Source organism: Dactylosporangium sp. CA-052675, from assembly GCF_050947935.1.
GTDB lineage: Bacteria > Actinomycetota > Actinomycetes > Mycobacteriales > Micromonosporaceae > Dactylosporangium.
This window is the reverse complement of record NZ_CP192010.1, coordinates 2,578,554-2,601,701: the sequence shown is the minus strand read 5'-3', so window position 1 is coordinate 2,601,701 and position 23,148 is coordinate 2,578,554. Positions and strand designations below refer to the sequence as shown.

Annotated in this window: 21 protein-coding genes; 6 read left to right on the top strand and 15 right to left on the bottom strand. The window is 72.5% G+C overall.

Features of this window, described 5'->3' with window-relative positions; all coding sequences use genetic code 11:
• Positions 1 to 2: 2 nt before the first annotated feature.
• Positions 3 to 1,334 (bottom strand): bifunctional 3-(3-hydroxy-phenyl)propionate/3-hydroxycinnamic acid hydroxylase, encoded by a 1,332-nt coding sequence (locus ACQP1P_RS11785; RefSeq protein ID WP_433085904.1) that lies wholly within the window; start codon positions 1,332 to 1,334, stop codon positions 3 to 5.
• 62 nt (positions 1,335 to 1,396) lie between these two features.
• Between ACQP1P_RS11785 and ACQP1P_RS11780 the strand changes: the two genes are divergently transcribed.
• From ACQP1P_RS11780 to ACQP1P_RS11770, 3 genes are all read left to right on the top strand, one after another.
• Positions 1,397 to 2,701: a diguanylate cyclase domain-containing protein gene (locus tag ACQP1P_RS11780; RefSeq protein ID WP_433085902.1), complete on the top strand. Its 1,305-nt coding sequence runs from the start codon at positions 1,397 to 1,399 to the stop codon at positions 2,699 to 2,701.
• Positions 2,702 to 2,713: 12 nt separating this feature from the next.
• Entirely contained in the window at positions 2,714 to 4,027 is a 1,314-nt protein-coding gene (locus tag ACQP1P_RS11775; protein ID WP_433085900.1) for an ABC transporter substrate-binding protein, read from the top strand.
• A 112-nt stretch (positions 4,028 to 4,139) separates the two neighbouring features.
• Positions 4,140 to 4,634 (top strand): DUF892 family protein, encoded by a 495-nt coding sequence (locus ACQP1P_RS11770; RefSeq protein ID WP_433085898.1) that lies wholly within the window; start codon positions 4,140 to 4,142, stop codon positions 4,632 to 4,634.
• Here the strand turns inward: ACQP1P_RS11770 and ACQP1P_RS11765 are convergent.
• Genes ACQP1P_RS11765 through ACQP1P_RS11750 form a run of 4 tightly spaced genes read right to left on the bottom strand, consistent with a single transcriptional unit; the run spans position 4,631 to position 7,943 of the window.
• Positions 4,631 to 5,404, bottom strand: a complete 774-nt coding sequence (locus ACQP1P_RS11765) for a putative protein N(5)-glutamine methyltransferase (RefSeq protein WP_433085896.1) — start codon at positions 5,402 to 5,404, stop codon at positions 4,631 to 4,633. The genes ACQP1P_RS11770 and ACQP1P_RS11765 overlap by 4 nt on opposite strands.
• On the bottom strand, positions 5,401 to 6,042 hold the full coding sequence (locus ACQP1P_RS11760) for a LuxR C-terminal-related transcriptional regulator (RefSeq protein WP_433085894.1): 642 nt from the start codon (positions 6,040 to 6,042) through the stop codon (positions 5,401 to 5,403). The genes ACQP1P_RS11765 and ACQP1P_RS11760 overlap by 4 nt, the downstream gene beginning before the upstream one ends.
• Entirely contained in the window at positions 5,994 to 7,283 is a 1,290-nt protein-coding gene (locus tag ACQP1P_RS11755) for a sensor histidine kinase (RefSeq protein ID WP_433085892.1), read from the bottom strand. Before ACQP1P_RS11755 ends, ACQP1P_RS11760 begins: the two co-directional genes overlap by 49 nt.
• A gap of 48 nt (positions 7,284 to 7,331) precedes the next feature.
• Positions 7,332 to 7,943, bottom strand: coding sequence for a pyridoxamine 5'-phosphate oxidase family protein (locus ACQP1P_RS11750; protein ID WP_433085890.1), 612 nt, complete (start codon positions 7,941 to 7,943; stop codon positions 7,332 to 7,334).
• Between the two features lie 78 nt (positions 7,944 to 8,021).
• Between ACQP1P_RS11750 and ACQP1P_RS11745 the strand changes: the two genes are divergently transcribed.
• On the top strand, positions 8,022 to 9,362 hold the full coding sequence (locus ACQP1P_RS11745) for an aspartate aminotransferase family protein (RefSeq protein ID WP_433085888.1): 1,341 nt from the start codon (positions 8,022 to 8,024) through the stop codon (positions 9,360 to 9,362).
• 1 nt (position 9,363) lies between these two features.
• Here ACQP1P_RS11745 and ACQP1P_RS11740 read toward each other — a convergent pair whose 3' ends face one another.
• The 9 genes from ACQP1P_RS11740 to ACQP1P_RS11700 all read right to left on the bottom strand — a co-directional run bounded on the left by ACQP1P_RS11740 (position 9,364) and on the right by ACQP1P_RS11700 (position 19,429).
• Positions 9,364 to 11,001: a cellulose binding domain-containing protein gene (locus ACQP1P_RS11740; protein WP_433085886.1), complete on the bottom strand. Its 1,638-nt coding sequence runs from the start codon at positions 10,999 to 11,001 to the stop codon at positions 9,364 to 9,366.
• A 114-nt stretch (positions 11,002 to 11,115) separates the two neighbouring features.
• Entirely contained in the window at positions 11,116 to 12,249 is a 1,134-nt protein-coding gene (locus ACQP1P_RS11735; protein ID WP_433085884.1) for an ABC transporter substrate-binding protein, read from the bottom strand.
• A gap of 15 nt (positions 12,250 to 12,264) precedes the next feature.
• Complete coding sequence (locus ACQP1P_RS11730) at positions 12,265 to 13,014, bottom strand: ABC transporter permease (protein ID WP_433085882.1); 750 nt, start codon at positions 13,012 to 13,014, stop codon at positions 12,265 to 12,267.
• A complete protein-coding gene (locus ACQP1P_RS11725; RefSeq protein ID WP_433085880.1) occupies positions 13,011 to 13,769 on the bottom strand; it encodes an ABC transporter ATP-binding protein in 759 nt (252 codons plus the stop codon). Before ACQP1P_RS11725 ends, ACQP1P_RS11730 begins: the two co-directional genes overlap by 4 nt.
• The gene (locus ACQP1P_RS11720; protein WP_433085878.1) at positions 13,766 to 14,674 is read right to left on the bottom strand and encodes an ABC transporter permease; all 909 of its coding nucleotides are present in this window, start codon (positions 14,672 to 14,674) and stop codon (positions 13,766 to 13,768) included. Before ACQP1P_RS11720 ends, ACQP1P_RS11725 begins: the two co-directional genes overlap by 4 nt.
• Positions 14,671 to 15,666: a TIGR03842 family LLM class F420-dependent oxidoreductase gene (locus ACQP1P_RS11715; RefSeq protein ID WP_433085876.1), complete on the bottom strand. Its 996-nt coding sequence runs from the start codon at positions 15,664 to 15,666 to the stop codon at positions 14,671 to 14,673. Before ACQP1P_RS11715 ends, ACQP1P_RS11720 begins: the two co-directional genes overlap by 4 nt.
• Positions 15,667 to 15,693: 27 nt before the next feature.
• Positions 15,694 to 17,178, bottom strand: coding sequence for a CoA-acylating methylmalonate-semialdehyde dehydrogenase (gene mmsA, locus ACQP1P_RS11710; RefSeq protein WP_433085874.1), 1,485 nt, complete (start codon positions 17,176 to 17,178; stop codon positions 15,694 to 15,696).
• Between the two features lie 8 nt (positions 17,179 to 17,186).
• Positions 17,187 to 18,596 (bottom strand): dihydropyrimidinase, encoded by a 1,410-nt coding sequence (gene hydA / locus ACQP1P_RS11705; RefSeq protein ID WP_433085872.1) that lies wholly within the window; start codon positions 18,594 to 18,596, stop codon positions 17,187 to 17,189.
• Complete coding sequence (locus tag ACQP1P_RS11700; RefSeq protein WP_433085870.1) at positions 18,593 to 19,429, bottom strand: nitrilase-related carbon-nitrogen hydrolase; 837 nt, start codon at positions 19,427 to 19,429, stop codon at positions 18,593 to 18,595. The genes hydA and ACQP1P_RS11700 overlap by 4 nt, the downstream gene beginning before the upstream one ends.
• A 227-nt stretch (positions 19,430 to 19,656) precedes the next feature.
• Between ACQP1P_RS11700 and ACQP1P_RS11695 the strand changes: the two genes are divergently transcribed.
• Positions 19,657 to 20,973, top strand: a complete 1,317-nt coding sequence (locus ACQP1P_RS11695; protein WP_433085868.1) for an aminotransferase class I/II-fold pyridoxal phosphate-dependent enzyme — start codon at positions 19,657 to 19,659, stop codon at positions 20,971 to 20,973.
• 217 nt (positions 20,974 to 21,190) lie between these two features.
• Positions 21,191 to 21,937: an SGNH/GDSL hydrolase family protein gene (locus ACQP1P_RS11690; RefSeq protein WP_433085866.1), complete on the top strand. Its 747-nt coding sequence runs from the start codon at positions 21,191 to 21,193 to the stop codon at positions 21,935 to 21,937.
• A gap of 91 nt (positions 21,938 to 22,028) precedes the next feature.
• On the opposite strand, the gene ACQP1P_RS11685 is transcribed toward ACQP1P_RS11690, so the two are convergent.
• Entirely contained in the window at positions 22,029 to 23,132 is a 1,104-nt protein-coding gene (locus ACQP1P_RS11685) for an acetate/propionate family kinase (RefSeq protein ID WP_433085864.1), read from the bottom strand.
• Between the last annotated feature and the right edge of the window lie 16 nt (positions 23,133 to 23,148).

Genomic DNA, 23,148 nt, shown 5'->3' with positions numbered 1-23,148 from the left:
CGTCAGCGGCGCAGGACCGCGTGCACGACGCCGTCCGGGCGGATGACGACCGTGCGGCCGCGCAGCCAGCGGCGCACCGCCGCGTCCGTGGCCTCGACCAGGCGATGCGTGGACGCCGGGGGCCGGCCGGTGTGCAGGACCACCCACTCGTCGTAGGCCACGGGCGCCAGCGTCCCGGCCAGCCGGCCGCGGCCCACGCCCGTCAGCCTGGGCGAGGTCGAGCGCAGCGCGAGGCCCTTCAGGCCCGGGACGCGCCAGATCGCGCCCAGGATCACCCGGCGCACGGCCGCCGCGCGGTCCTGGCCGCCCGTCATGGCCCAGCCGGCCACGATCGCGAGGCGGATCTGGGCGCGCACGTGCGGGACGCGTTCGCGCTCGTAGGAGTCGAGCAGGGCCTCGGCTCCCCCGGGGGTGGTCAGGTCGGCGGCGAGCTTCCAGGCCAGGTTGTACGCGTCGCGCAGGCCGGCGCCGAGGCCCTGGCCGATGAAGGGCGGGGTCTGGTGGGCCGCGTCGCCGAGCAGGAAGACGCGGCCCCGGCGCCAGGACGAGGCGATGTTCGCGCGGAAGGTGTACTCCGCCCGGCGCACGATCCGCACGGGGCGCCCCCGCAGCCAGGGGGCGAGCAGCGGGTCCAGGTCCAGGTCCAGGTCGGTCTCGCCGTCGAGGAGGCGGAACTCCCAGCGGTAGCGCCGCGGGCCCAGCTCCATGAAGGTCGCCGCGCGGTGCGGGTCGCACACCTGGTGGACGCCGCCCCAGGCGTGCAGGTCCTCGGGGCAGACGCCGTCGACGACGAGCCAGCGTTCGGCGAAGCGCAGGTCCACCAGGTGCGCGCCGATCAGCTCGCGGACGGTGCTGCCGGCCCCGTCGCAGCCCAGCACGGCGGCGGCGGGCACGTCGACGAGGGCGCCGCCGCGCTCGTAGCGCACCGACGCCGACGAGACGCCGACGACCGTGGCGCCGCCGACGAACTCGATCAGGGGCAGTTCGGCCATGCGCGCCCGCAGCAGGCGCTCCAGGTCCGGCTGGTCGAACATGTTCGCCTGCGGGTAGCCGTGCGGGCCGCCGCCGGGAGCGCGGTCGAAGGAGGCCATCACCCGGTGCCGCGCGTCGAGCAGGCGCAGGCCCAGGCCGGGGCGGCTGATCCGCAGGAAGTCCCCGGCGACGCCCACCGCGTGCAGGATGCGGACCACCTCGTCGTCGACGTGGACCGCGCGCGGCAGCGCGTACGGCTCCTCGTGACGGTCGAGCAGCAGGCTGGCGATGCCGCGCTGGGCGAGCAGGATCGCGGCGGTGACCCCGACCGGCCCCGCGCCCACGATGACGACCTGATCCACACGCTCAGGTTGCAACCGGAATGTACTGCACGGCAACCGCGGAGCGGTCGATCAGTGACACCGTGCCGTCGTGGGTCCGCAATCGCAGCATCGCCACCAAGATCGTGGGGATCGCGATGCTGGTCGCCTCGATCTTCGCGGGCATCGCGGCCTACGGGCTGGTGAACCTCCGCGGGGTGGCGGCCCAGCAGGACGTGCAGTACCGCCGCGACGTCGTGGCGATGTCGCACATGGTGGCCGTGCGCTCCGCGGTCGGGCTGCAGATGGAGGCCGTGCAGTCGCACCTGCTCTCCCAGCCCGGCTTCTACCGCGACCGCTACGAGGCCGTCATCGCCGACACCGACCGGCAGATCGGCGCGCACCTCGCCGACCTGGCCCACATCGGGCTCGCCAAGGCGCAGCTGCGCGAGCTGGCGCTGCTGAGCAAGGTCATCGGGCAGTACCGCACCGCCCGCGACACCGGCCTCGCCGCCAGCCGCCGCGGCGACCGGGACAACGCGGTCTCCATCGTGCTCGTGCGCTCCGAGTCGGTCGCGCGCACGGTGAAGACCCGCGCGGACGAGTTCCTGCGCCGGCTCGTCGACGCGGTCGCCGCCGGCAACCGGCAGATCGGCGAGCGCACGGCCCGGACCAGCCGCAACGTGACCATCCTGCTCGTCGTGGGCGGGGTCGTCGCGGCCGGCGTCGCGATCCTCGCCGCGCGGCAGCTGAGCCGGCCGCTGCGCCGGGCCGTCACCGTGCTCACCGCGGTGGCCGGGGGCGACTTCCAGCAGCACCTCGATCTCGACTCCGAGGACGAGGTCGGGCAGATGAGCCGGTCGCTGAACAACACGGTCGGCGTCCTGCGCGACGCGTTCGAGCAGCTCAACCACCGCGCGTACCACGACGGGCTGACCGGGCTGCCCAACCGCGTGCTGCTGCGCGAGCGCCTGGAGCAGGCCCGCCGCCGGCCGGACACCGCCCTGCTGCTCATCGACCTCGACGGGTTCAAGCAGGTCAACGACGTGCACGGGCACGCCGCCGGCGACCGGCTGCTCGTGGCGGTCGCGGACCGGCTGCGGGACCAGGTGCGCGGCGCCGACACGCCGGCCCGGCTCGGCGGCGACGAGTTCGCGGTGCTGCTCGACGGCGCCGACGATCCCGTGGCGGTGGCCCAGCGGGTGCTCGCCGCGCTGCGGGAGCCGGTCACGTTCGGCTCGGTCCAGGTCGTACCGCGGGCCAGCATCGGCGTCGCGCGGTGGCACGGCCACGACGACGTCGAGGCGTTCCTGCACGACGCCGACCAGGCCATGTACGCGGCCAAGGCGAGCGGCAAGGGGTGCGTGATGGTGGCGAACCCGGCCCCGGGCCCGGCGCTCGCGGCTTAAGATCACCTTGCCATGCGGGTCCGTGTCCTCCTCGTCGCGCTGAGCCTGGTGCTGGCCGGTTGCGCGAAGAGCACGCCGGCGGACCGGGCGGCGGACGCGTGCGCGCAGTACGCCGCGTACGGCAGGCACGAGGGCACGAAGGTCACGATGACCGGCCCGATCCGCAACGCCGAGGCGGACAAGCTCCTGCGCTCGTGGAGCGACTTCGAGGACTGCACCGGCATCACCGTCGACTACGACGGCATCGCCGCGTTCGAGCAGGATCTCAAGGACCGCTCGGCCGCGGGGCACCCGCCCGACATCGCGCTGTTCCCGCAGCCGGGCCTCATCGCCGACATGGCCCGCGGCAAGGGGCTCAAGCCCGTCCCGGCCGAGGTCAAGGCGCACGTCGAGCGCTGGTGGTCGGCGGAGTGGCAGACCTACGGCACCGTCGACGGCGAGCTCTACGCGGCCCCGCTCAACGCGAACATCAAGTCGCTCGTGTGGTACTCCCCCAGATTCTTCGCCGAGCACGGGTACGCGATCCCGGACACGTGGGCGCAGCTGATGACGCTCACCGAGCGGATCGCGGCCGACGGGGTGACGCCGTGGTGCGCCGGCGCCGAGTCGGGCGCCGCGACCGGGTTCCCGATCACCGACTGGCTCGAGGACGTGCTCCTGCGCACGGCCGGGCCGCAGGTGTACGACCTCTGGGTGGCCCACAGGATCCCGTTCGACGACGCCCGGATCGTCGAGGCGCTGGACAAGGCCGGGGCGATCCTGCGCGATCCGCGGTACGTCAACGGCGGCTACGGCGGCGTGCGGTCCATCGCGACCGTGGCCATGTCCGAGGGCGGCCTGCCGATCCTGCAGAACGCGTGCGCCCTGCACCGCCAGGCGTCCTTCTACGCCAACGAGTGGCCGGACGGCACCCGGATCGGCCCCGACGGCGACGTCTTCGCGTTCTACCTGCCCCCGCTCGACCCGGCCCGGCCCCGGCCGGTGCTGGGCGCCGGCGAGTTCGCCGGCGCCTTCACGGACCGGCCCGAGGTGCGGGCCGTCGCGTCCTACCTCTCGACACCCCAGTGGGCGGATCACCGTGCCCGGCTCGGCGGGGCGGTCAGCGCGAACCGGGCCATCGACCGCGACGCGCTGCGCTCACCGGTCGAGCGGCTGTCCGCACAGCTGCTGACCGACCCGGGCACGGTGTTCCGCTTCGACGCCTCCGACATGATGCCCGCGGCCGTCGGCACCGGCACCTTCTGGACCGGGATGATCGACTGGATCGACGGCAAGCCGGCGAAGGACGTCCTCGGCGCGATCGAGGCGAGCTGGCCGAAGGACTAGGTGCGGGCGTTTTCGCCGCGAACCACCCTCGCAACACCCCGCCACGGGCGCGGATGCCGCGAGCATTCCGGGTAGGTCGGGTGCGTCCCCAACCAACCCGAGGGAGAAGCGCATGCCACTGGACAACCCGGCCGACCTGTTCCTCTACGAGCTGTCGGGCCTGTACGACGCCGAGCGCAGGAGCAACCAGCTCGTCGGCGAGATCCTCGGCCGGACCGAGCAGAGCCCGCTGGCCCAGATCCTGCGCGCCCAGCAGCAGCAGGGTCAGCAGAAGATCCAGAACCTCGAGACGTGCTTCGCGATGATGGAGGCCGAGCCCGAGGACGTCCCGTGCCTGACGGTGGACGGGATGCGCGCCGAGTTCCAGGCCTTCGCGGGGCAGGGCCCGTCGATGGAGGCGATGGAGATCTACACCGTCGACGCCGAGACGCGCCTGGCGCACCTGGGCGTCGCGGCCTACCACGGCCTCATCGACAAGGCGCTGCTCATGGGTGAGGTGCAGTGCGCCCAGATCCTGCGCACCAACCTGGTGCAGCAGCAGGAGAACGCGGGCACGTTCGAGCGCATCAGCCACGAGCTCGGGCAGCGCGTGGCGATGAACGTCTAGGTCAGGCCCCGCACCGCGACGACGACGCTGGTCTCGGTCCGCGGATCGGTGACCGTGCGCGGCCGGAGCCCGCCCGCGCGCAGCAGCGCGTGGGCGGTGCCCAGCTGCCCCTCGCCGGCCTCGGTGAGCAGCGCGCCGCCCGGGGCCAGCCAGCCCGCGGCCTCGGCGGCGACGCGGCGCAGCACGTCGAGGCCGTCCGGGCCGCCGTCCAGGGCCGCGCGGGCCTCGTGCACGCGGAACTCCTCGGGCAGGTAGGCGATCTCGGCGGTCGGCACGTAGGGCACGTTGGCGAGCAGGACGTGCACGCGGCCGCGCAGATCATCCGGTACCGGCGCGAAGAGATCGCCCGCGAAGACCTCGTCGGTCACGCCGGAGAGGTTGCGGCGCGCGCAGCCGACGGCCGCCGGGTCCAGGTCGGTCGCGACCAGCCGGACACCGCGGAAGCCCCGGGCCACGACCAGGCCGAGGGCGCCGGTGCCGCAGCACAGGTCGAGCACCGTGCCCCCGTCGCGCAGCAGCCCGCGGGCCGTGTCGGTGAGCAGCTGCGTGCGGTGCCGGGGCACGAACACGCCGTCGGTCACGGCCACCCGGACCCCGGCGAACTCGGCGAACCCGAGGACGTGCTCCAGCGGGGCCCCGGCGACCCGGCGCGCGAGCATCGACTCCAGGGCCGCGGGATCGGCCCCGGCCGCTAGGAGCTGGTCGGCCTCCTCCTCGGCGAAGACGCACCCGGCGGCGCGGAGCCGGGCGATCAGCGCGTCCCGGTTCATGCGTTGAGGTACGCGAGGACGGCCAGGACGCGGCGGTTGTCGTCCTCGGACGGGGGCAGGCCGAGCTTGGTGAAGATGTTGTTGATGTGCTTGCCGATCGCCTTCTCGGTGACGAAGAGCCGGCCCGCGATGGCGGCGTTGGAGCGGCCCTCGGCCATGAGCCCGAGCACCTCGCGCTCCCGCGGGGTGAGCGCCCGGGTGGGGGCGCCGGCGTTGCGGGCGAGCAGCTGCGAGACGACCTCCGGGTCCATCGCGGTGCCCCCGGCCGCGACCCGCCGGACCGCCTCGACGAACTCGCCCACGGTGGCGACGCGGTCCTTGAGCAGGTACCCGACGCCGCCGCCGCGATCGGAGAGCAGCTCGCGCGCGTAAAGCTGCTCGACGTGCTGGGACAGCACCAGCACGGGCAGCCCGGGGACCTCGGCGCGGGCCGCGATCGCCGCGCGCAGGCCCTCGTCGGTGAAGGTGGGCGGCAGGCGCACGTCCACGACCGCGACCTGGGGGCGGTGGCTGAGCAGGGCCGAGCGCAGGTCGGTGCCGTTGTCGACGGCCGCGACCACGTCGAAGCCGTACGCGCCGAGGAGCCTGATCAGCCCGTCGCGGAGGAGGGCGAGGTCTTCGGCGATGACAACACGCACGGCAGCTCCATGGTCAGCACGGTCGGTCCGCCGGGCGGGCTGTCGACGCGCAGCAGGCCGTCGAACGCGGCCAGCCGCCGCTCGACCCCGGCCAGCCCGGAGCCGGCCCGGGGCGCGGCGCCGCCCACGCCGTCGTCGCTGACGCTGCAGTAGAGGGCTCCCCCGAGGTACGACAACGATACCCAGGCGGCCCGGCCCCCGCTGTGCTTGACCACGTTGACGAGGGCCTCGGCGACGGCGAAGTAGACGGCGGACTCGACCGGCGCCGCGGGCCGGCCGGGCAGCTCGCCCTCGACGACGACGGGCAGCGGCAGGGTCAGGGCCAGCGCGCGCAGGCCGCCGAGCAGGCCGCGCTCGGCGAGCACCGGCGGGTGGATGCCGCGCACGAGCCGGCGCAGCTCCGCCAGGGCCAGGCCGCTGGCCTCGCGGGCCTCGGCGATGAGCTGCTGGGCGGCGGCCGGGTCGTGCACGACGAGGTCCTCGGCCATGCCCAGGCTCATGCCGAGCGCGACGATGCGGGCCTGCGCGCCGTCGTGCAGGTCGCGCTCGATGCGGCGCAGCTCGGCCGCCTGCGCGTCGACGACGTCGGTGCGGGTCTGGGTCAGGGTGTCGACGCGGCGGGCGAGCAGCGCCTTGCCGGTCGGGCCGAGGAGGCTGTGGTCGTACTTCGCCAGCGCCCACAGCAGCCACGGCGCGCCGTACAGCACGCCGGCCGTGATCAGGGCGCCCTGGAACGGCACCGACGCGTAGCTGATCGGGTGCAGCGGCCAGGTGACGCCGTAGCCGGTGTCGTCGCCGGAGACGAGGTTGGCGATGACCGGCAGCAGCACGATGCCCTGCACGCCGTAGAGCAGCGCCCCCACCGCGACGGCCCCGGACGCGACCCCCAGCGGCGCCCCGCCGACGAGCCACAGCAGGTCGCGCCAGGTCGCCGGGTCGCGCACGAGCCACAGCCACCGCCGCGGCGAGCCGATGAACGCCCCGGCGGGGCGCGGGTGGTAGGGCGGCGGGATGTCGACCCCGCTCCACTCGCGGGCCTGCCGCCGGCGCCGGCCGGCGTAGGCGCGCACCATCAGCTGCACGAGCGGGGCCAGCACGAGCCCGACCCCGGCCAGGGTGAGCACGAACGAGACCACGGTGAAGACGATGAGCACGATGTGGACCGGCGCCCAGAGGATGCCGGCGACGGCCACCCGCGCGACGCCGAGCAGCCCCCGGCGAGCAAACGGCCACGGCTTCATGCGGCCATTCTTCTCGCCCGGGGCGCCGGGCACAGTGGGGCTAAGCCCCTAATACAGGCCGCGCGCGTAGTTGCTCTCGGCGTAGTAGGCCTCGAGCTCCTCGACGGTCTCCGGGGTGTCCTGGACACTCTTGACGAGGGTGGCGTGGGTGGGCAGCGCCTCCGGGGTCCAGGTCTCGGGCTTCCACAGCTTCGAGCGCATGAACGCCTTCTGGCAGTGGAAGAAGATCGTGTCGATGTCGACCACGAGGGCCAGGATCGGCCGGTGGCCCTCCACGACCAGCTCGTCGAACCAGGGCGCGTCGGTGAGCAGCCGGGCCCGGCCGTTGATCCGCAGCGTCTCCCGGCGGCCGGGGACGAGGTAGATGAGGCCCACGTGCGGGTTGGCGAGGATGTTGTGGAAGCCGTCGGCGCGGCGGTTGCCGGGGCGCTCGGGCAGGGCGATCGTGCGCTCGTCGATGACGTGCGTGAAGCCCGGCGGGTCGCCCTTCGGGGAGACGTCGCAGTTGCCGTCCGCGTCGGCGGTGCCGACCAGCACGAACGGGGAGAGCCCGAGCCAGTCGCGGTCGGTCGCGCACAGGCGGTCGCGTTCCTTGGTCACGGCCCGGGGCATCGGCGACCCGAGCAGTTCCTCCAGTTCCGTCACCGAGGTGATCTGCATGGCGTCAGGATACTGCCGGTAACAATCTGAAACAGAGCGGATATTGTTCGGGCGGACGTGTGCCATTAACGTCGGCTCATGACGGGACAACGCACCGACGCGTACCGCGACGACCGCGCACACGTCTTCCACTCCTGGTCCGCGCAGCGGCTGCTCGACCCGGTGGTGGTCGAGGGCGGGCTCGGGGCCACGTTCTGGGACGAGGCCGGGACGCGCTACCTCGACTTCTCCTCGCAGCTGGTGAACCTCAACCTCGGCCACCAGCACCCGCGGGTCGTGGCCGCGATCCAGCAGCAGGCCGCGAAGCTGTGCACGATCGCGCCCACGTTCGGCAACGCGGCGCGCGGTGAGGCCGCCCGGCTCATCGCCTCGGTCGCGCCCGGGGACCTGCGGCACGTGTTCTTCACCAACGGCGGCACCGAGGCCAACGAGCACGCGATCCGCATGGCCCGCGGCACCACCGGCCGGCACAAGATCCTCGCCGCCTACCGCTCCTACCACGGCGCGACCACGGGCTCGATCACGCTCACGGGCGATCCGCGCCGCTGGGCCAACGAGCCCGCCATGCCGGGCGTGGTGCGGTTCTTCGGGCCGTACGCGTACCGCTCCCCCTTCCACGCCGAGTCCGAGGAGCAGGAGTCCGAGCGCGCCCTGGCCCACCTCGAGGAGGTCTTCAGCCTCGAGGGCCCGCAGACGATCGCGGCGGTGATCCTCGAGCCGGTCGTGGGCACCAACGGCATCCTCGTGCCGCCGCCCGGCTACCTGGCCGGCGTGCGTGAGCTGTGCGACCGCCACGGCGCACTGCTCATCGCCGACGAGGTGATGAGCGGGTTCGGCCGGTGCGGCGCGTGGTTCGCGGTCGACCGCTGGGGCGTGGTGCCCGACCTCATCACGTTCGCCAAGGGCGTCAACTCCGGCTACGTCCCGCTGGGCGGCGTCATCCTCGGCCCGCGCGTCTACGAGACGTTCGCCGAGCGCCCCTTCCCCGGCGGCCTCACCTACTCCGGGCACCCCCTCGCCTGCGCCGCGGCCGTGGCCACCATCGAGGTCATGCGCGACGAGGGCATCCCCGAGCGCGTGCGCGACCTCGGCGAGCGGGTGGTCCGGCCGCGCCTGGAGAAGCTGCGCGACCGGCACCCGTGCGTCGGCGACGTGCGCGGGCTCGGCCTGTTCTGGGCGATCGAGCTCGTCCGCGACCGCGGCACGCGCGAGATGTTCGTGCCCTACAACGCGGCGGGCCCGGCCGCGAAGCCGATGGCGGACGTGGTCGCCGCGTGCAAGCGCCGCGGCGTGTGGCCCTTCACGCACTTCAACCGCGTGCACGTCGTACCACCGCTGATCATCTCCGAGGAGGAGCTGCTCCAGGGCATCGACGCGATCGACGACGCCCTGGAGACGGCGGACGAGCACCTGGCGTAGCTCAGGCCCTGGCGCAGGCCGCCCCGTTGAGGGTGAACTGCGCCGGGACCGCGTTCGTGCCGCTGTAGGTGCCCTGGAAGCCGAACTGCGTGTTGCCGCCGGCCGGGATCGTCGCGTTGTAGGACATCGCGGCCGCGGTCACCGCCTGGCCCGACTGGGTCACCGTGGCGTTCCAGGCGTTGCCGATCGCCTGGCTGCCGGCGAACGTCCACTTCAGGGTCCAGCCGGTGATCGGGGCCGGGCCGGCGTTGGTGACGGTCACGTTCGCCGTGAAGCCGCCGCCCCAGTCGTTGAGCGTGTAGCCGACCTTGCACCCGCCGCCGGCCGAGGGCGACGCGGAGGGCGAACGGGACGCGGAGGCCGACGCGGAGGGCGAACGGGACGCGGAGGCCGATGCCGACGGCGACGCGGACGCCGATGCCGATCTGGACGGCGAGGCGCTCGTGGAGGTCGGGGGGTTGCCGCCGCTCTTGGCGACCATGAACGCGGAGTGCGCCTTGAACACCGCCAGCTCCGGCGCGCCCTTCTTGACGCTGTAGTTGTCGCCGCCGGCCTGCCCGTCCGGGTACCACCAGAAGGCGCTGCCGTCCGCGTCCTGGGTCTGCAGGTTGGTGTAGATCGAGGTCCACCAGGTGCTGCGGTCCACGCCCTGGGTGTTGAACTCGCCCAGGAAGAACGGCTTGCCGACCACGTTGTGCGAGTCGGCGATCCAGGCGTTGACGAGCGTGTTCGTCTGGGCCAGCGTGAGGTTCGCCCAGCCCTCGTTCGGATACGGGTGCGCCGAGGTGAAGTCGATGTACGGCGACTGCTGAATGGCGACGAACGGGTTGCCCTCGTCGCCGCCGAAGCCGTACTTCGTGCCGTGGCCCTCCAGCCCGGCGCCGACCATGTGGTTGCCGTCGATGCTCTTGACGTACGCGGCCATGGTGTCGACCCACTTGCGCAGCGTGGTCCCGTTGACGTTCTCCGCGGCGCCCTGGCCCTCGTAGCGCGGCTCGTTCATGAGCTCCCACGCGAACACGGCCGGGTCGTCCTTGTACTTGACGCCGGTGTAGTGGTTGGTGCGGTTGAGCGCGTACGACACGTAGTTCTGGTACTGCGTGAAGCAGCCCGGGCACGCCGCCTGGTTGAAGAAGCGCCACCGGTTGGCCTGCCCCGTCGCCAGCCCCTCCCAGGACAGCCGGGTGTCGATGCCGCCGTACGCCTCCCAGTAGTTCTCGAAGACGGGGATCACGCGGATGTTGTGCTGCGCGGCCGAGTAGAGGATGTAGTCGAACTCGGCGAACTGCTGCTCGCTGTAGACGCCCTTGCTGGGCTCGAAGCCGTGCCAGGCCTCGTGGTCGAACATCCACGTGCGCAGGACCGTGACGCCGTCGGCGGCCATCTCGGCCATGTGGTTGTCGATGCGGGCCTTGTCCATCCACTGCGTCTCGGTGTCGCCGTAGCTGCCGCCGTACGTGAAGGTGTCGTAGACGTTGGCGCCGGCGAAGTAGTAGGTGTGGCCGCCGAGGCAGAAGTGGATGCCGCAGCGGCTGACGAAGCCGGCGGTGGCCGCGGAGGCCCGCACGAGCGGCACCGCGACGACGGCTATGAGAACGGCGAAGACGGCCGCGAGCGCGAGCCGGGCGGGGGCTTTCATGGACACTCCTGGGCAGCGTGGGCCTACTGAACCGCTTCAGTAGGCCCACGCCCGGCGAGCGCCGTCAACGTGCGGTGCGCCGATGCACGCGCGACATCCACAAAGCGCTGAAAGTTACGCGCCGCCGGCCGTCAGGGTGACCGTCCTGGGGGCGAACGACGAGCCCGTGGTGTCCACGCCGGCGGCCTTCGCGGCGTCGAGCGCCTTCCGCATGTAGTCGTTGGTGTACGCCAGGCCCTCGGGCTTCTTCTTGAGCACCGTGTCGCCGGTCTGGTTCTTCGTGGTCATGGAGATGTCCACGGTGCGCGCCCAGTCGGCCTCGTCGACCAGGCCGATCCCCTTCGACGAGGGCCAGATGAGCTTGTTGACCTCGTTCATCTGCCACAGCTGGTGGGTCTTGCCGAGCTTGGAGCCCTTGGCCACCACGAGGTCGCGGCACTCCTCGGCGTTGTCGCGGCAGAAGGCCCAGCCCTTGATCGTGGCGGTCAGGAACTTCACGGTCCGGTCCTGGTACGCGGAGTCCTTGAGCTTGTCGGTGTTGGCCCACACGGCGTCCTGCAGCATCGAGGAGCCGACGGTCTTCCAGTCGATGATCTGGAAGTCCTCGGGCTTGTAGAGCTTGCCGGTGGCCGGGTCGGTGGCCTCGAGCAGCTGCGCGTACTCGTTGTAGGACATCGCCTGGGCGACGTCGATCTCCTTCTTCAGCAGCGCCTGCATGTCGAACTGCTGCTGCACCAGGGTGACGTCCTTGCCCGGGTCGAGGCCGGCCTTGGTCATGCCGGCGAAGAGCTCGAACTCGTTGCCGAAGCCCCAGTTGCCGACCTTCTTGCCCTTGAAGTCGGCCGGGCTCTTGATGTTCGAACTGGCGAACGCGACCTGGTAGGTGCCGGAGCGGGCGAAGATCTGCCCGACGTCGGTGATGCCGGCGCCCTGCTCGCGCGAGGCGAGGGCCTTGGGCACCCAGGCCACGGCGTAGTCGGCCTTGCCCTGCGCGAGGACGGTCTGCGGCACGATGTCGACGCCGCCCTCCAGCAGCTGCACGTCGAGGCCCTGCTCCTTGTAGAAGCCCTTGTCCACGGCGGCGATGTAGCCGGCGAACTGGGCCTGGTAGAACCACTGCAGCTGCAGCTTCACGGTGGTCAGGCCGCCGCTGGTCGTGGTGGTGGGGGAGGTGGAGTCGGCCGTGCCGCAGGCGGACAGGGCAAGCCCGGCCGCGACCACGGCGCCGATGATCGGCATGCTTCTCATTGGGGGGAACCTCCGTCAGAAACGGGACTTCCAGGGCATCGCGAGCCGCTCGACGAGCAGCGTGGCGAGGTAGAAGGCGAGGCCGAGCACGCAGGCGCCGAAGACGAACGCCCACGCCCGGGGGTAGGCGGTGAACGCGGCGGCGGAGGTGATCCGCGCCCCGAGACCGTCCTGCAGGCCGCCGAAGTACTCGGCGACGACCGCGGCGATGACGGCGAGCGACGAGGCCTGCCGCAGCCCGGTGAACAGGTGCGGCAGTGCGCCCGGCAGGCGCACCAGGCGGGCGAAGGTCCAGCCGCCCGCGGCGTAGCTGTCCATGAGCTCGCGGTGGGTCGGGTCGACCTCGCGCAGGCCCCGCAGCGTGTTGATGAAGACCGGGAAGAACACGATGATCCCGGCGACCAGCCGGCGCGGCACGCTGCTGGTGGACTCGAACATGTTGTTGAGGATCGGCGCGAGCGCGATGATCGGCAGCGCGTTGAGCACCGCCGCGAACGGCACCGAGACCTCGCTGAGCAGCCTGAGCCGGCTGGCGGCCAGCGCCGCGAGGACCGCCACGACCGTGCCGCCGACGAGCCCGGCGAGGGCGTTGGCCCCGCTGGCCAGGGCCGCGTCGAGCACGTTGGCGCGCTGCCGCACGAGCTCGGCCCAGATCGCCGACGGGGCCGGCAGGATGAAGGGCGCGATGCGGCCGGCCCGCACGACCAGCTCCCAGCCGAGCAGCCCGAGGACGCCCACGAGCACCGGGGGCAGCACCCGCTTCATGACCGCAGGGCCTTGCGCACGGCGGTCACGTGGTCGAAGTACTCGGTGGACTGGCGGGCCGCCTCGTCGCGCCGGGCCAACGCGATGTCGATGGTCGCGGTGATGCGGCCGGGGCGGGCCGACATCACGACGACCTTGTCGGACAGGAACACCGCCTCGGAGATCGAGTGCGTGACGAAGACGGTCGACGTGGACGTCGCCGCGCAGATCCGCAGCAGCTCGCCCTGCAGGCGCTCGCGGGTCATCTCGTCGAGGGCGCCGAAGGGCTCATCCATGAGCAGCAGTGGCGGGTGTACGGCCAATGCCCGCGCGATCGCGACCCGCTGCTGCATGCCGCCGGAGAGCTGGGCCGGGTAGTGGCCGCCGAAGTCCGCGAGCCCGACCAGCGCGAGCATCTCCTCCGCGCGGGTGCGCCGCTGCTGGCGCGGGATCCGGCGCAGCTCCAGCGGCAGCTCGACGTTGCGCCGCACGGTCCGCCACTCGAAGAGCCCGGCCTGCTGGAACGCGATGCCGTACTCCTGCTCGCGGCGGGCCTGCCCCGCGGGCTTGCCGGCCACGGTGACGGTCCCCGCGCTGGGCTCGATGAGGTCGGCGATGAGCCGCAGCAGCGTGGACTTGCCGCATCCGGAGGGGCCGATGAGGGAGACGAACTGTCCACTGTCGACGGTGAGGTCCACGTCGGAGAGGGCGGTCACCTCGTCGGGACGGCCCTGGTTGAACACCTTGCTGACCCCCGCGATCGATACCGCGGTCATATGACGTTCACCTCTTCGCCCAGTCTGGCTCGACGGAACTTCGTGAGGTCGACCCGCACCGGGCGCCGACGACGATGACGCATGAGGGGGAGCTCGATCAGGCTGACGAACGCGGCGACGCACAGGCCGAGCAGGGCCGCGCCCAGCATCGCGGTGTAGACCTTGGCCGGGTCGGAGGTCGCCTCCCGGGAGTACTCGATGACGAGCCGGCCGATCCCGCCCCGGGTGCCGGTGGAGATCTCGCCGACCACCGCGCCGACGACCGCCGCCGCCCCGGCCAGGCGCAGCGCCGGGAACAGGAACGGCAGCGCGCTGGGCAGCCGGAGCTTCACGAACGTGCGCCACCAGCCGGCGGCGTAGCTGCGCATCAGCTCGACGCCGCTCGCCGAGGGCGACTGCAGGCCGCGCAGCAGCCCGACGGCGACGGGGAAGAACGCCAGGTACGCGGCGATCGTGGACACGGTCATCCAGTCCTGCCACGGGTAGGGGCCGAACGACAGCGCCCCGCTCCAGCCGGCCACCAGCGGCGCCAGGGCCACCAGCGGCACGGTCTGCGACAGGATCACGTAGGGCAGCAGGCCCCGCTCCACGACCCGGAAGCGCTGCATGAGCGCGGCCAGCACGAACCCGATCACGACCCCGGTGGCGAAGCCGACCGCCGTGATGCCGAGGGTGAACAGGCACGCGTCGAGGACCACCCGCCAGATGGGCCGCCCGCCGGCGATCTCGGGCCGGCCCAGGCGCTGCGCGACGGTGTACAGGTGGGGCATCGAAAGGTCGTCGGCGCGCGGGAGGACGCGCACCCCGAAGACCTTGGTGCCCTCGTCGTCGCCGACCGCCTTGTAGCCCTCCCACAGCAGGACGAAGGCGGCGACCCCGCAGAGGGCACCCAGGACTCGTCTCATGCGACGGCCGGGATGACATGCTCGCCGTAGGCGGCGAGCGTGGACTCCTTCGCGTCGTGCTGCAGGTACAGGGCGAACTGGTCCACGCCGAGCTCCCGCAGCTCGGCGAGGCGCTCCAGGTGGCGCTCGACCGGGCCCAGGATGCAGAACCGGTCGACGACCTCGTCGGGGACGAAGTCGGTGTGCGGGTTGCCGGCGCGGCCGTGCTCGGCGTAGTCGTAGCCGCGGCGGCCCTTGATGTAGTCGGTGAGCACGCTCGGCACGGCCCCGTCGGCGCCGTAGCGCTCGACGATGTCGGCGACGTGGTTGCCGACCATGCCGCCGAACCAGCGGGTCTGGTCGCGTTGATGCGCGAGATCGTCGCCGACGTAGGCGGGGGCGGCGACGCAGAACGTGATGGCCGCCGGGTCCCGGCCGGCCTTCTCCGCCGCCGCGCGGACCGCCCTGATCATCCAGGCCGCGATGTCGGGGTCGGCCAGCTGCAGGATGTAGCCGTCGCCGACCTCGCCGGTGAGCGCGAGCGCCTTGGGCCCGTAGGCCGCGACCCAGACCTCGAGCCGGCTGTCCGGCGCCCACGCGAACTGCAGGTCCCGGTCGCGCAGGTGCACCGATCGGCCGTTGCCGAGCTCGCGGATGACCTGCACGCACTCGCGCAGCTCGGCGAGGGTGGTCGGGCGGGAGCCGAGCACGCGCACCGCGGAGTCGCCGCGGCCGATGCCGCAGACCGTGCGGTTGCCGTACATCTCGTTGAGGGTGGCGAACAGCGACGCGGTGACCGTCCAGTCCCGGGTGCCCGGGTTGGTCACCATCGGGCCGACCACGACCCGCTCGGTGTCGGCGAGGATCTTGCTGTAGATGACGAACGGCTCCTGCCACAGCACGTGGGAGTCGAACGTCCACACGTGGCTGAAGCCGGCCGCCTCGGCCTTCCTGGCCAGCTCGACCACGCCCATGGCGGGCGGGTCGCACTGCAGCACCACCCCTACGTCCATGCTGTCACCGCGCTTTCGTTCATGTGTTCAGCGCACCTTCGGGAAGCCGAGATCGACCTCGGACGTGGCCGGGTCCGGCCAGCGCGAGGTGACGACCTTGCCGCGCGTGTAGAACTGGATGCCCTCGGGGCCGTACATGTGCAGGTCGCCGAAGAGCGAGGACTTCCAGCCGCCGAAGCTGTAGTAGGCGACCGGGACCGGCACCGGGACGTTCACGCCGACCATGCCGCAGAGCACGTCGTACTGGAACTGCCGCGCGGCACCGCCGTCGCGGGTGAAGATCGCGGTGCCGTTGCCGTACTCGTTGTCGTTCACCAGTCGCAACGCCTCGTCGTAGGAGTCCGCGCGCACGACCGAGAGCACCGGGCCGAAGATCTCGTCGCGGTAGAGCGCCGAGTCCGGGGTCACCTTGTCGACCAGCGACGCGCCGAGGAAGAACCCGGGGCCGGCGCTGACCGCGGCCTCGCGCCCGTCGACGACGACCTCGGCCGAGCCCGGCTCGGCGAGGTAGCCCGCGACGCGGTCGCGGTGCTCGCGGGTGATGAGCGGGCCCATCTCGGCGGCCGGGTCGGTGGCCGGGCCGACCGCGATGCGGCCGATCCGCTCCCTGATCGCGGCGACGAGCGGGTCGGCGACGGCGCCGACCGCGACCACGACGGACACGGCCATGCACCGCTCCCCCGCCGAGCCGTAGCCGGCCGAGACCGCGGCGTCGGCGGCCGCGTCCACGTCGGCGTCGGGCAGGACCACCATGTGGTTCTTGGCGCCGCCGAGCGCCTGGACGCGCTTGCCGGCCCGGGTGCCGGCCTCGTAGACCGCCTTGGCGATCGGGGTCGAGCCGACGAAGCTCAGCGCCCGCACGTCCGGGTGCTCGATGAGCCGCTCGACCGCCTCCCGGTCGCCCTGCACGACGTTGCAGCAGCCGTCGGGCAGACCGGCCTGGCGCAGCAGGTCGGCCAGCAGCAGCGAGGCGGACGGGTCCTTCTCGCTGGGCTTGAGCACGAACGTGTTGCCGCACACGAGCGCGTTGCAGAGCATCCACATCGGCACCATCGCCGGGAAGTTGAACGGCGTGATGCCGGCGACGACGCCCAGCGGCTGGCGGATGGAGTACACGTCCACGCCCGAGCTGGCCTGCTCGCTGTAGCCGCCCTTGAGCAGGTGCGGGGCGCCGGCGGCGAACTCGATGTTCTCCAGGCCCCGGGCCACCTCGCCGCCCGCGTCGGCGACGGTCTTGCCGTGCTCGGCGCAGATGAGCGCGGCGATCTCCTTGCGGTTGGCGTCGACGAGCTCGCGGAAGCGGAACATGACCTCGGCGCGGCGGGACAGCGACGCGGCCCGCCAGGCCGGGAAGGCGGCGAGGGCGCTCGCCACGGCGGCGTCGGTCTCCGCGGCGGTGGCGGCGACGACGTACGCCTGCTGCTCGCCGGTGGCCGGGTCCCAGACCGGCAGGTGCCGGCCGCTGGTGCCGGACACGGCCTGCCCGTCGAGCCAGTGCCTGATCTCTCGCATCGATGCTCCTACAGCAGGTAGTCGGACAGTCCGCGGCGGACGAACCGTCCGTGGCCCTTGGTGCCGTGGTAGGTGTCGCCGGACACGATCACGGTGCCGCGGGAGATCACGGTGTCGACCTTGCCGGCGACCTCGAAGCCCTCCCAGGCCGAGTAGTCCATGTTCATGTGGTGCGTCTCGACGCCGATGCGGGTGCGGGCCGCGGGGTCGTAGAGCACGATGTCGGCGTCGGAGCCGGGCGCGATGATGCCCTTCTGCGGGAAGAGGCCGAACATCCGCGCCGGGGTGGTGGCGATGGTCTCGACCCAGCGCGCCAGCGACAGCTTGCCGTCGACGACGCCCTGGTACAGCAGGTCGACGCGGTGCTCGACGCTGCCGATGCCGTTGGGGATCTTCGAGAAGTCGCCGATGCCCATCTCCTTCTGGTCCTTGAAGCAGAAGGGGCAGTGGTCGGTGGAGACGACGGACAGGTCGTTGGAGCGCAGGCCCTTCCACAGGTCGGCGCGGTGGCTCTCGTGCCTGCTGCGCAGGGGCGTGGAGCAGACCCACTTCGCGCCCTCGAAGCCGTCGGCGCCGAGCTGGTCCTCCAGGGTCAGGTACAGATACTGCGGGCACGTCTCGGCGAACACGTTGCGCCCCAGGTCCCGGGCGGCGGCGACCTGCTCGAGGGCCTTGCTGGCCGAGAGGTGCACGATGTAGAGCGGGCAGTCGGCGGCCACCGAGGCCAGCCAGATCGCGCGGCTGGTCGCCTCGGCCTCGAGCGCCTCCGGGCGGGTGATGCCGTGGTGGATCGGGTCCGTCTCGCCGCGCTCGAGCGCCTGCTTGACGAGCACGTCGATGGCCGGGCCGTTCTCCGCGTGCATCATGATCATGGCGCCGTTGTCCCGGGCCTTCTGCATCGCGCGCAGGATCTGCCCGTCGTCGCTGTAGAAGACGCCGGGGTACGCCATGAACAGCTTGAAGCTCGTGATGCCCTCGGTGGCGACCAGCTGGTCCATGGCCTTGAGCGAGTCGTCGTCGACGCCGCCGAGGATCATGTGGAAGGCGTAGTCGACGTGGCACTCGCCCTGGGTCTTCGCGTGCCACGCGGCGAGCCCGTCCTGCACCACCTCGCCGTAGCGCTGGATGGCGAAGTCGATGATGGTCGTGGTGCCGCCGAAGGCCGCGGCCCGGGTGCCGGTGTCGAAGGTGTCGCTGGCCTTGGTGCCGCCGAACGGCATCTCCATGTGCGTGTGGGCGTCGACGGCGCCGGGGATGACGTACTTGCCGGTCGCGTCGAGCACCTCGAAGTCACCCTCGACCGGCCCGTCGCCGGGCATGAAGATCGCCGAGATCTTCTCCCCCACCACGAGCACGTCGGCGGCGATCGGCCCCTGCGGCCCGACCACCGTCCCACCCTTGATCAACAGACTCGTCACGGCCGCACCAGCTCCCCGTAGGCGTCGGGACGGCGGTCGCGGTAGAACTGCCAGCGGTCGCGGACCGTGGCGAGCAGGTCCATGTCCAGGTCGCGGACGATGAGCTCCGGGTTGTGCGCGTCGCCGACCTCGCCGACGAACTTGCCCTCGGGGTCGACGAAGTAACTGGTGCCGTAGAAGTCGTTCTCGCCGAGGTCCTCGATGCCGGTGCGGTTGATCGCGCCGATGAAGTACTCGTTGGCCACCGCGCTGGCCGGCTGCTCGAGCTGCCACAGGTAGGCCGAGAGGCCGCGGCTGGTCGCCGAGGGGTTGAACACGATCTGGGCGCCGCCCAGGCCGAGCGCCCGCCAGCCCTCCGGGAAGTGCCGGTCGTAGCAGATGTAGACGCCGACCTTGCCCACGGCGGTGTCGAAGACCGGGTAGCCGAGGTTGCCGGGGCGGAAGTAGAACTTCTCCCAGAAGCCCTTCACCTGGGGGATGTGGTTCTTGCGGTACTTGCCGAGGTACCTGCCGTCCGCGTCCACGACCGCGGCGGTGTTGTAGAGCACGCCGGGCTGCTCCCGCTCGTACATCGGCAGGATCATGACCATGCCCAGCTCGGCGGCGAGGGCCTGGAAGCGCTCGGTGGTCGGGCCGGGGATCGACTCGGCGTACTCGTAGTAGGCGGAGTCCTGCACCTGGCAGAAGTAGGGGCCGTAGAACAGCTCCTGGAAACAGATGACCTTGGCGCCCTGGGCGGCGGCCTGTCGTGCGTAGTCCTCGTGCGCCTTGATCATCGATTCCTTGTCGCCGGTCCAGTTCGTCTGCACGATGGCGGCGCGAATCACGGTCATGGCTGCCCCTCTCTGGTCGGTCCACAGTGGCCGGTAGCGGGGAATTGCCCGGCGGCGGACCGCCCTTGATCCCGGGTCGGATGCCGTAGGACACTAACGACACAAATCTAGGCGGACAATGGTCCAAGCGTTACAGAATGTTTCGGAGATGTAATTTGCTCGCGCTCATCACCGGGGCGGTGGACGACCGCAGTGCCCGGGGAATCGCCGCTGCCGTCAGCCGTCTCGTGACCGCCGGAACCCTGCCCGCCGGCACCCGCCTGCCGACCGTGCGCGACGTCGCCCGGGAGCTCGGGATCAGCCCGACCACGGTCAGCGAGGCGTGGCGCAGCCTGGCCCGCGCGGGCGCCATCCAGACCCGGGGCCGCTCGGGCACGTTCGTGGCCGGCCCGTCGGTGCCGCGGCAGCGGCTGCGCTACGCCCAGCTCGGCGCCCGCGTGAGCGAGCTGCGCGGCGGCCTGCTGCGCGACTACTCGACCGGCATCCCGGACTACGACCTGCTGCCGAGCCTCACCGAGGCGCTCAAGCGCATCGGCGACGCGCGGCTGACCACCTCCTACCTCGACGGCGCGGTGCTGCCGGGCCTGGAGGAGGTGCTGCGCGAGCGCTGGCCGTTCCCGCCCGAGCAGCTCACCGTGGTCGACGGCGCGATGGACGCCCTGGACCGCATCACCGGCGTGGTGGTCCGCTTCGGCGACCACGTGCTCGTCGAGGACCCGGCGTTCCCGCCCACGCTGGACCTGCTGGAGAGGGTCGGCGCGACGGTCGTCGGGGTCGGCATCGACCAGCACGGCCTGCGGCCCGACGCGCTCGGCGCGGCGCTGGCCGGCTGCGAGCCCGTCGCGCTGTTCCTGCAGCCGCGCGCGCACAACCCGACCGGCGCCGGCATGACCACGGCCCGCGCCGACAAGCTCGCCCGCATCCTGGCCCGCCACCCCGGCGTCACCGTGATCGAGGACGACCACGCCGGGGCGATCGCGACCGCCCCGCCGGTGAGCCTGGGCCGTCGGCTGCCGGACCGGACCGTGCACGTGGTCAGCTTCTCCAAGAGCCACGGCCCGGACCTGCGCCTGGCCGCGATCGGCGGGCCGGCGTCGGTCGTCACCGCGGTCACCGATCGCCGGCTGCTCGGGCCCGGCTGGTCGTCGCGGCTGCTGCAGGCCGTGCTGCTGGACCTGCTCACCAATCCGGCGACGGTACGGCAGGTGGCGCGGGCCCGCGACGAGTACGCCCGCCGCCGCGCCGCCCTGCTCGACGCGCTCGACGCGCGCGGGGTCACGGCCACCGGCGCCGACGGCATCAACGTCTGGATGGCGGTCGCGAACCAGCAGGTCGCGCTGCTCACCCTCGCCGCGCACGGGATCGCGGTGGCGCCCGGGGCCCCGTTCGAGGTGAGCCACCAGGACAGCGACCACGTGCGGATCACCGCCGGGCTCATCCGCGACGACTTCGAGGCCCTGGCCGGCATCTTCGCCGAGGCGGCCGGCGGCGAGGTGCGCGGCAGCGGCCCGCGCGCGGCCAGCCATCCCCGCGGATGGCGGTGATGCGGTCGCGGGCGCTGGCAGCCTCCCGCGCCGGCGCGCCCGCGACCGTCCACATTGGATTCCCACCGGCCCGGCCCGGCCCGGTGCGGCGCCGGACCGCGGCCCGGGGAGCACGGGTGTGCGCCGGCCCCGCGGAGCCGCTGCGCCGCCGGGTGCGTGACGGACGCGACAACCAGGCCCGCGCCCTGGCCGCGCGGCGCTCGGGCATGATGGCCGGGTGAGGTACGTGGCGATCGGCGACAGTTTCACCGAGGGCATGGGGGACGAGCGGGCGGACGGTGTCCCCCGCGGCTGGGCGGACCTGGTCGCCGCCGGGATCGCCGAGGCGACCGGGGAGACGGTGCAGTACGCGAACCTCGCCATCCGCGGCCGCCTGCTGGGGCCGATCCTGGACGAGCAGCTGGACGTCGCGCTCGGCCTCGACCCGGCACCGACGATGCTGTCGCTCAACGGCGGCGGCAACGACATGATGCGCCGCGGCACCGACATGGACCGCCTGCTGGAGCTGACGGAGACGGCGGTGCGCCGCACCTCGGAGGCGGGCGTGCGGATGCTCCTGCTCAGCGGCGCGGACCCCTCGGAGCACCTGCCCTTCGGCAAGGTGATCCGCCGCAAGGGCACCATCCTGTCCGCGGCGGTCCGCGAGCTGACGGAGCGCTACGACGCGCTGTTCGTGAACGTCTTCGGCGACGAGGAGATCCGCCGCGCCCCGTACTGGTCCGCCGACCGCCTGCACCTCAACGCGGCCGGGCACCGGCGGGTCGCGGGGCTGGTCCTGACGGCGCTGGGCCACGCGACCACGGCGCACCGCATCGACCCCGGCCCGGCCCCGGCGAAGGGCCTGCTGGCCGAGGCCCGGTACTACCGCGAGCACGTCCTGCCCTGGGTGACCCGCCGCCTGCGGGGCCGCTCCTCGGGCGACGGCCGCGCGGCGAAGTACCCGACGTGGACCCCGATCGGCTGAGTGTCCTGGCTCGCTCCGCTCGCGGCGGGGGAGCTCCGCTCTACCCGCACCCCCGCAAAACCTGCGGAAACTCCCTCCGCCCGCGCGGCCCTCACAGCACGAGGGCGGCCGTCTGCTCGGCGATCGCGTGCTCCTCGTCCGTCGGGACCACGCACACCGCGACCCGCGACCCGTCGGGGCTGATGATGCGCTCGTTCGCGGCGTTGCGGGACTCGTCCACGGCGATGCCCCACGGGTCCAGGCCGCTCAGGGCGGCCGCGCGCACCGCCGGGGCGTGCTCGCCGACCCCCGCGGTGAACACGATCGCGTCGAGGCGGCCCAGCACGGCGTGGAAGGCGCCGACGTACTTGCGGATGCGGTGGCAGTACACGTCGAAGGCGAGGGAAGCGGCCGGGTCACCGGCTTCGCGGCGCTGCAGGACGGTGCGCATGTCGTTCACGCCGGCCAGGCCGAGGAGTCCGGCGTGGCGCTGCAGGGTGTCGTCGACCGCGGCGAAGTCCATCCCCGCGACGCGGTTGAGGTAGGCGGGCACGGCCGGGTCGAGGTCGCCGGAGCGGGTACCCATGACCAGGCCCTCCAGCGGGGTCAGGCCCATCGACGTGTCGACGCTGCGGCCGCCGCGCACCGCCGTGGCGCTCGCCCCGTTGCCCAGGTGCAGCACGATGAGGTTGAGGTCCTCCAGCGGCCGTTCGAGCAGGGCCGCGGCGCGCCCGGCGACATAGCCGCACGAGGTGCCGTGAAAACCGAAACGCCGGATGTCGTACCGCGCGGCGAGGTCGCGATCGATGGCGTACGTGGACGCGGCGGGCGGGATGGTCGCGTGGAAGGCGGTGTCGAACACGGCCACGTGCGGCACGGCCGGCAGCTTCTCGCGGGCCGCCTCGATGCCCGTGATGCCGCCGGGGTTGTGCAGGGGGGCCAGCGGTACGAGCGCGCGCAGCACCTCGAGCACGTCGTCGTCGACGACCGCGGGCGCGTTGAAGCGGGAGCCGCCGTGCACGATCCGATGGCCGACCGCCTCGATCTCGGCGTCGCCGAGCCCGTCGAGCACCTGGCCGAGGGCGGCCGCGTGGTCCGGCACCCCGCCGGGCTCCCCGATCCGCTCGACCAGGCCCCGCTCCCCCGCCCCGGGATCGGCGAGATCCACGACACGAAACTTCACCGACGACGAGCCGCTGTTGAGCACGAGGATCATGCCAGGCAGACTAACG

Coding starts and splice junctions, on each gene's coding strand:
- ACQP1P_RS11775 (WP_433085900.1), top strand. CDS start 2,714: ATGCGGGTCCGTGTCCTCCTCGTCGCGCTGAGCCTGGTGCTGGCCGGT.
- ACQP1P_RS11770 (WP_433085898.1), top strand. CDS start 4,140: ATGCCACTGGACAACCCGGCCGACCTGTTCCTCTACGAGCTGTCGGGC.
- ACQP1P_RS11765 (WP_433085896.1), bottom strand. CDS start 5,404: ATGAACCGGGACGCGCTGATCGCCCGGCTCCGCGCCGCCGGGTGCGTC.
- ACQP1P_RS11755 (WP_433085892.1), bottom strand. CDS start 7,283: ATGAAGCCGTGGCCGTTTGCTCGCCGGGGGCTGCTCGGCGTCGCGCGG.
- ACQP1P_RS11750 (WP_433085890.1), bottom strand. CDS start 7,943: ATGCAGATCACCTCGGTGACGGAACTGGAGGAACTGCTCGGGTCGCCG.
- ACQP1P_RS11745 (WP_433085888.1), top strand. CDS start 8,022: ATGACGGGACAACGCACCGACGCGTACCGCGACGACCGCGCACACGTC.
- ACQP1P_RS11740 (WP_433085886.1), bottom strand. CDS start 11,001: ATGAAAGCCCCCGCCCGGCTCGCGCTCGCGGCCGTCTTCGCCGTTCTC.
- ACQP1P_RS11735 (WP_433085884.1), bottom strand. CDS start 12,249: ATGAGAAGCATGCCGATCATCGGCGCCGTGGTCGCGGCCGGGCTTGCC.
- ACQP1P_RS11730 (WP_433085882.1), bottom strand. CDS start 13,014: ATGAAGCGGGTGCTGCCCCCGGTGCTCGTGGGCGTCCTCGGGCTGCTC.
- ACQP1P_RS11725 (WP_433085880.1), bottom strand. CDS start 13,769: ATGACCGCGGTATCGATCGCGGGGGTCAGCAAGGTGTTCAACCAGGGC.
- ACQP1P_RS11720 (WP_433085878.1), bottom strand. CDS start 14,674: ATGAGACGAGTCCTGGGTGCCCTCTGCGGGGTCGCCGCCTTCGTCCTG.
- ACQP1P_RS11715 (WP_433085876.1), bottom strand. CDS start 15,666: ATGGACGTAGGGGTGGTGCTGCAGTGCGACCCGCCCGCCATGGGCGTG.
- mmsA (WP_433085874.1), bottom strand. CDS start 17,178: ATGCGAGAGATCAGGCACTGGCTCGACGGGCAGGCCGTGTCCGGCACC.
- ACQP1P_RS11700 (WP_433085870.1), bottom strand. CDS start 19,429: ATGACCGTGATTCGCGCCGCCATCGTGCAGACGAACTGGACCGGCGAC.
- ACQP1P_RS11685 (WP_433085864.1), bottom strand. CDS start 23,132: ATGATCCTCGTGCTCAACAGCGGCTCGTCGTCGGTGAAGTTTCGTGTC.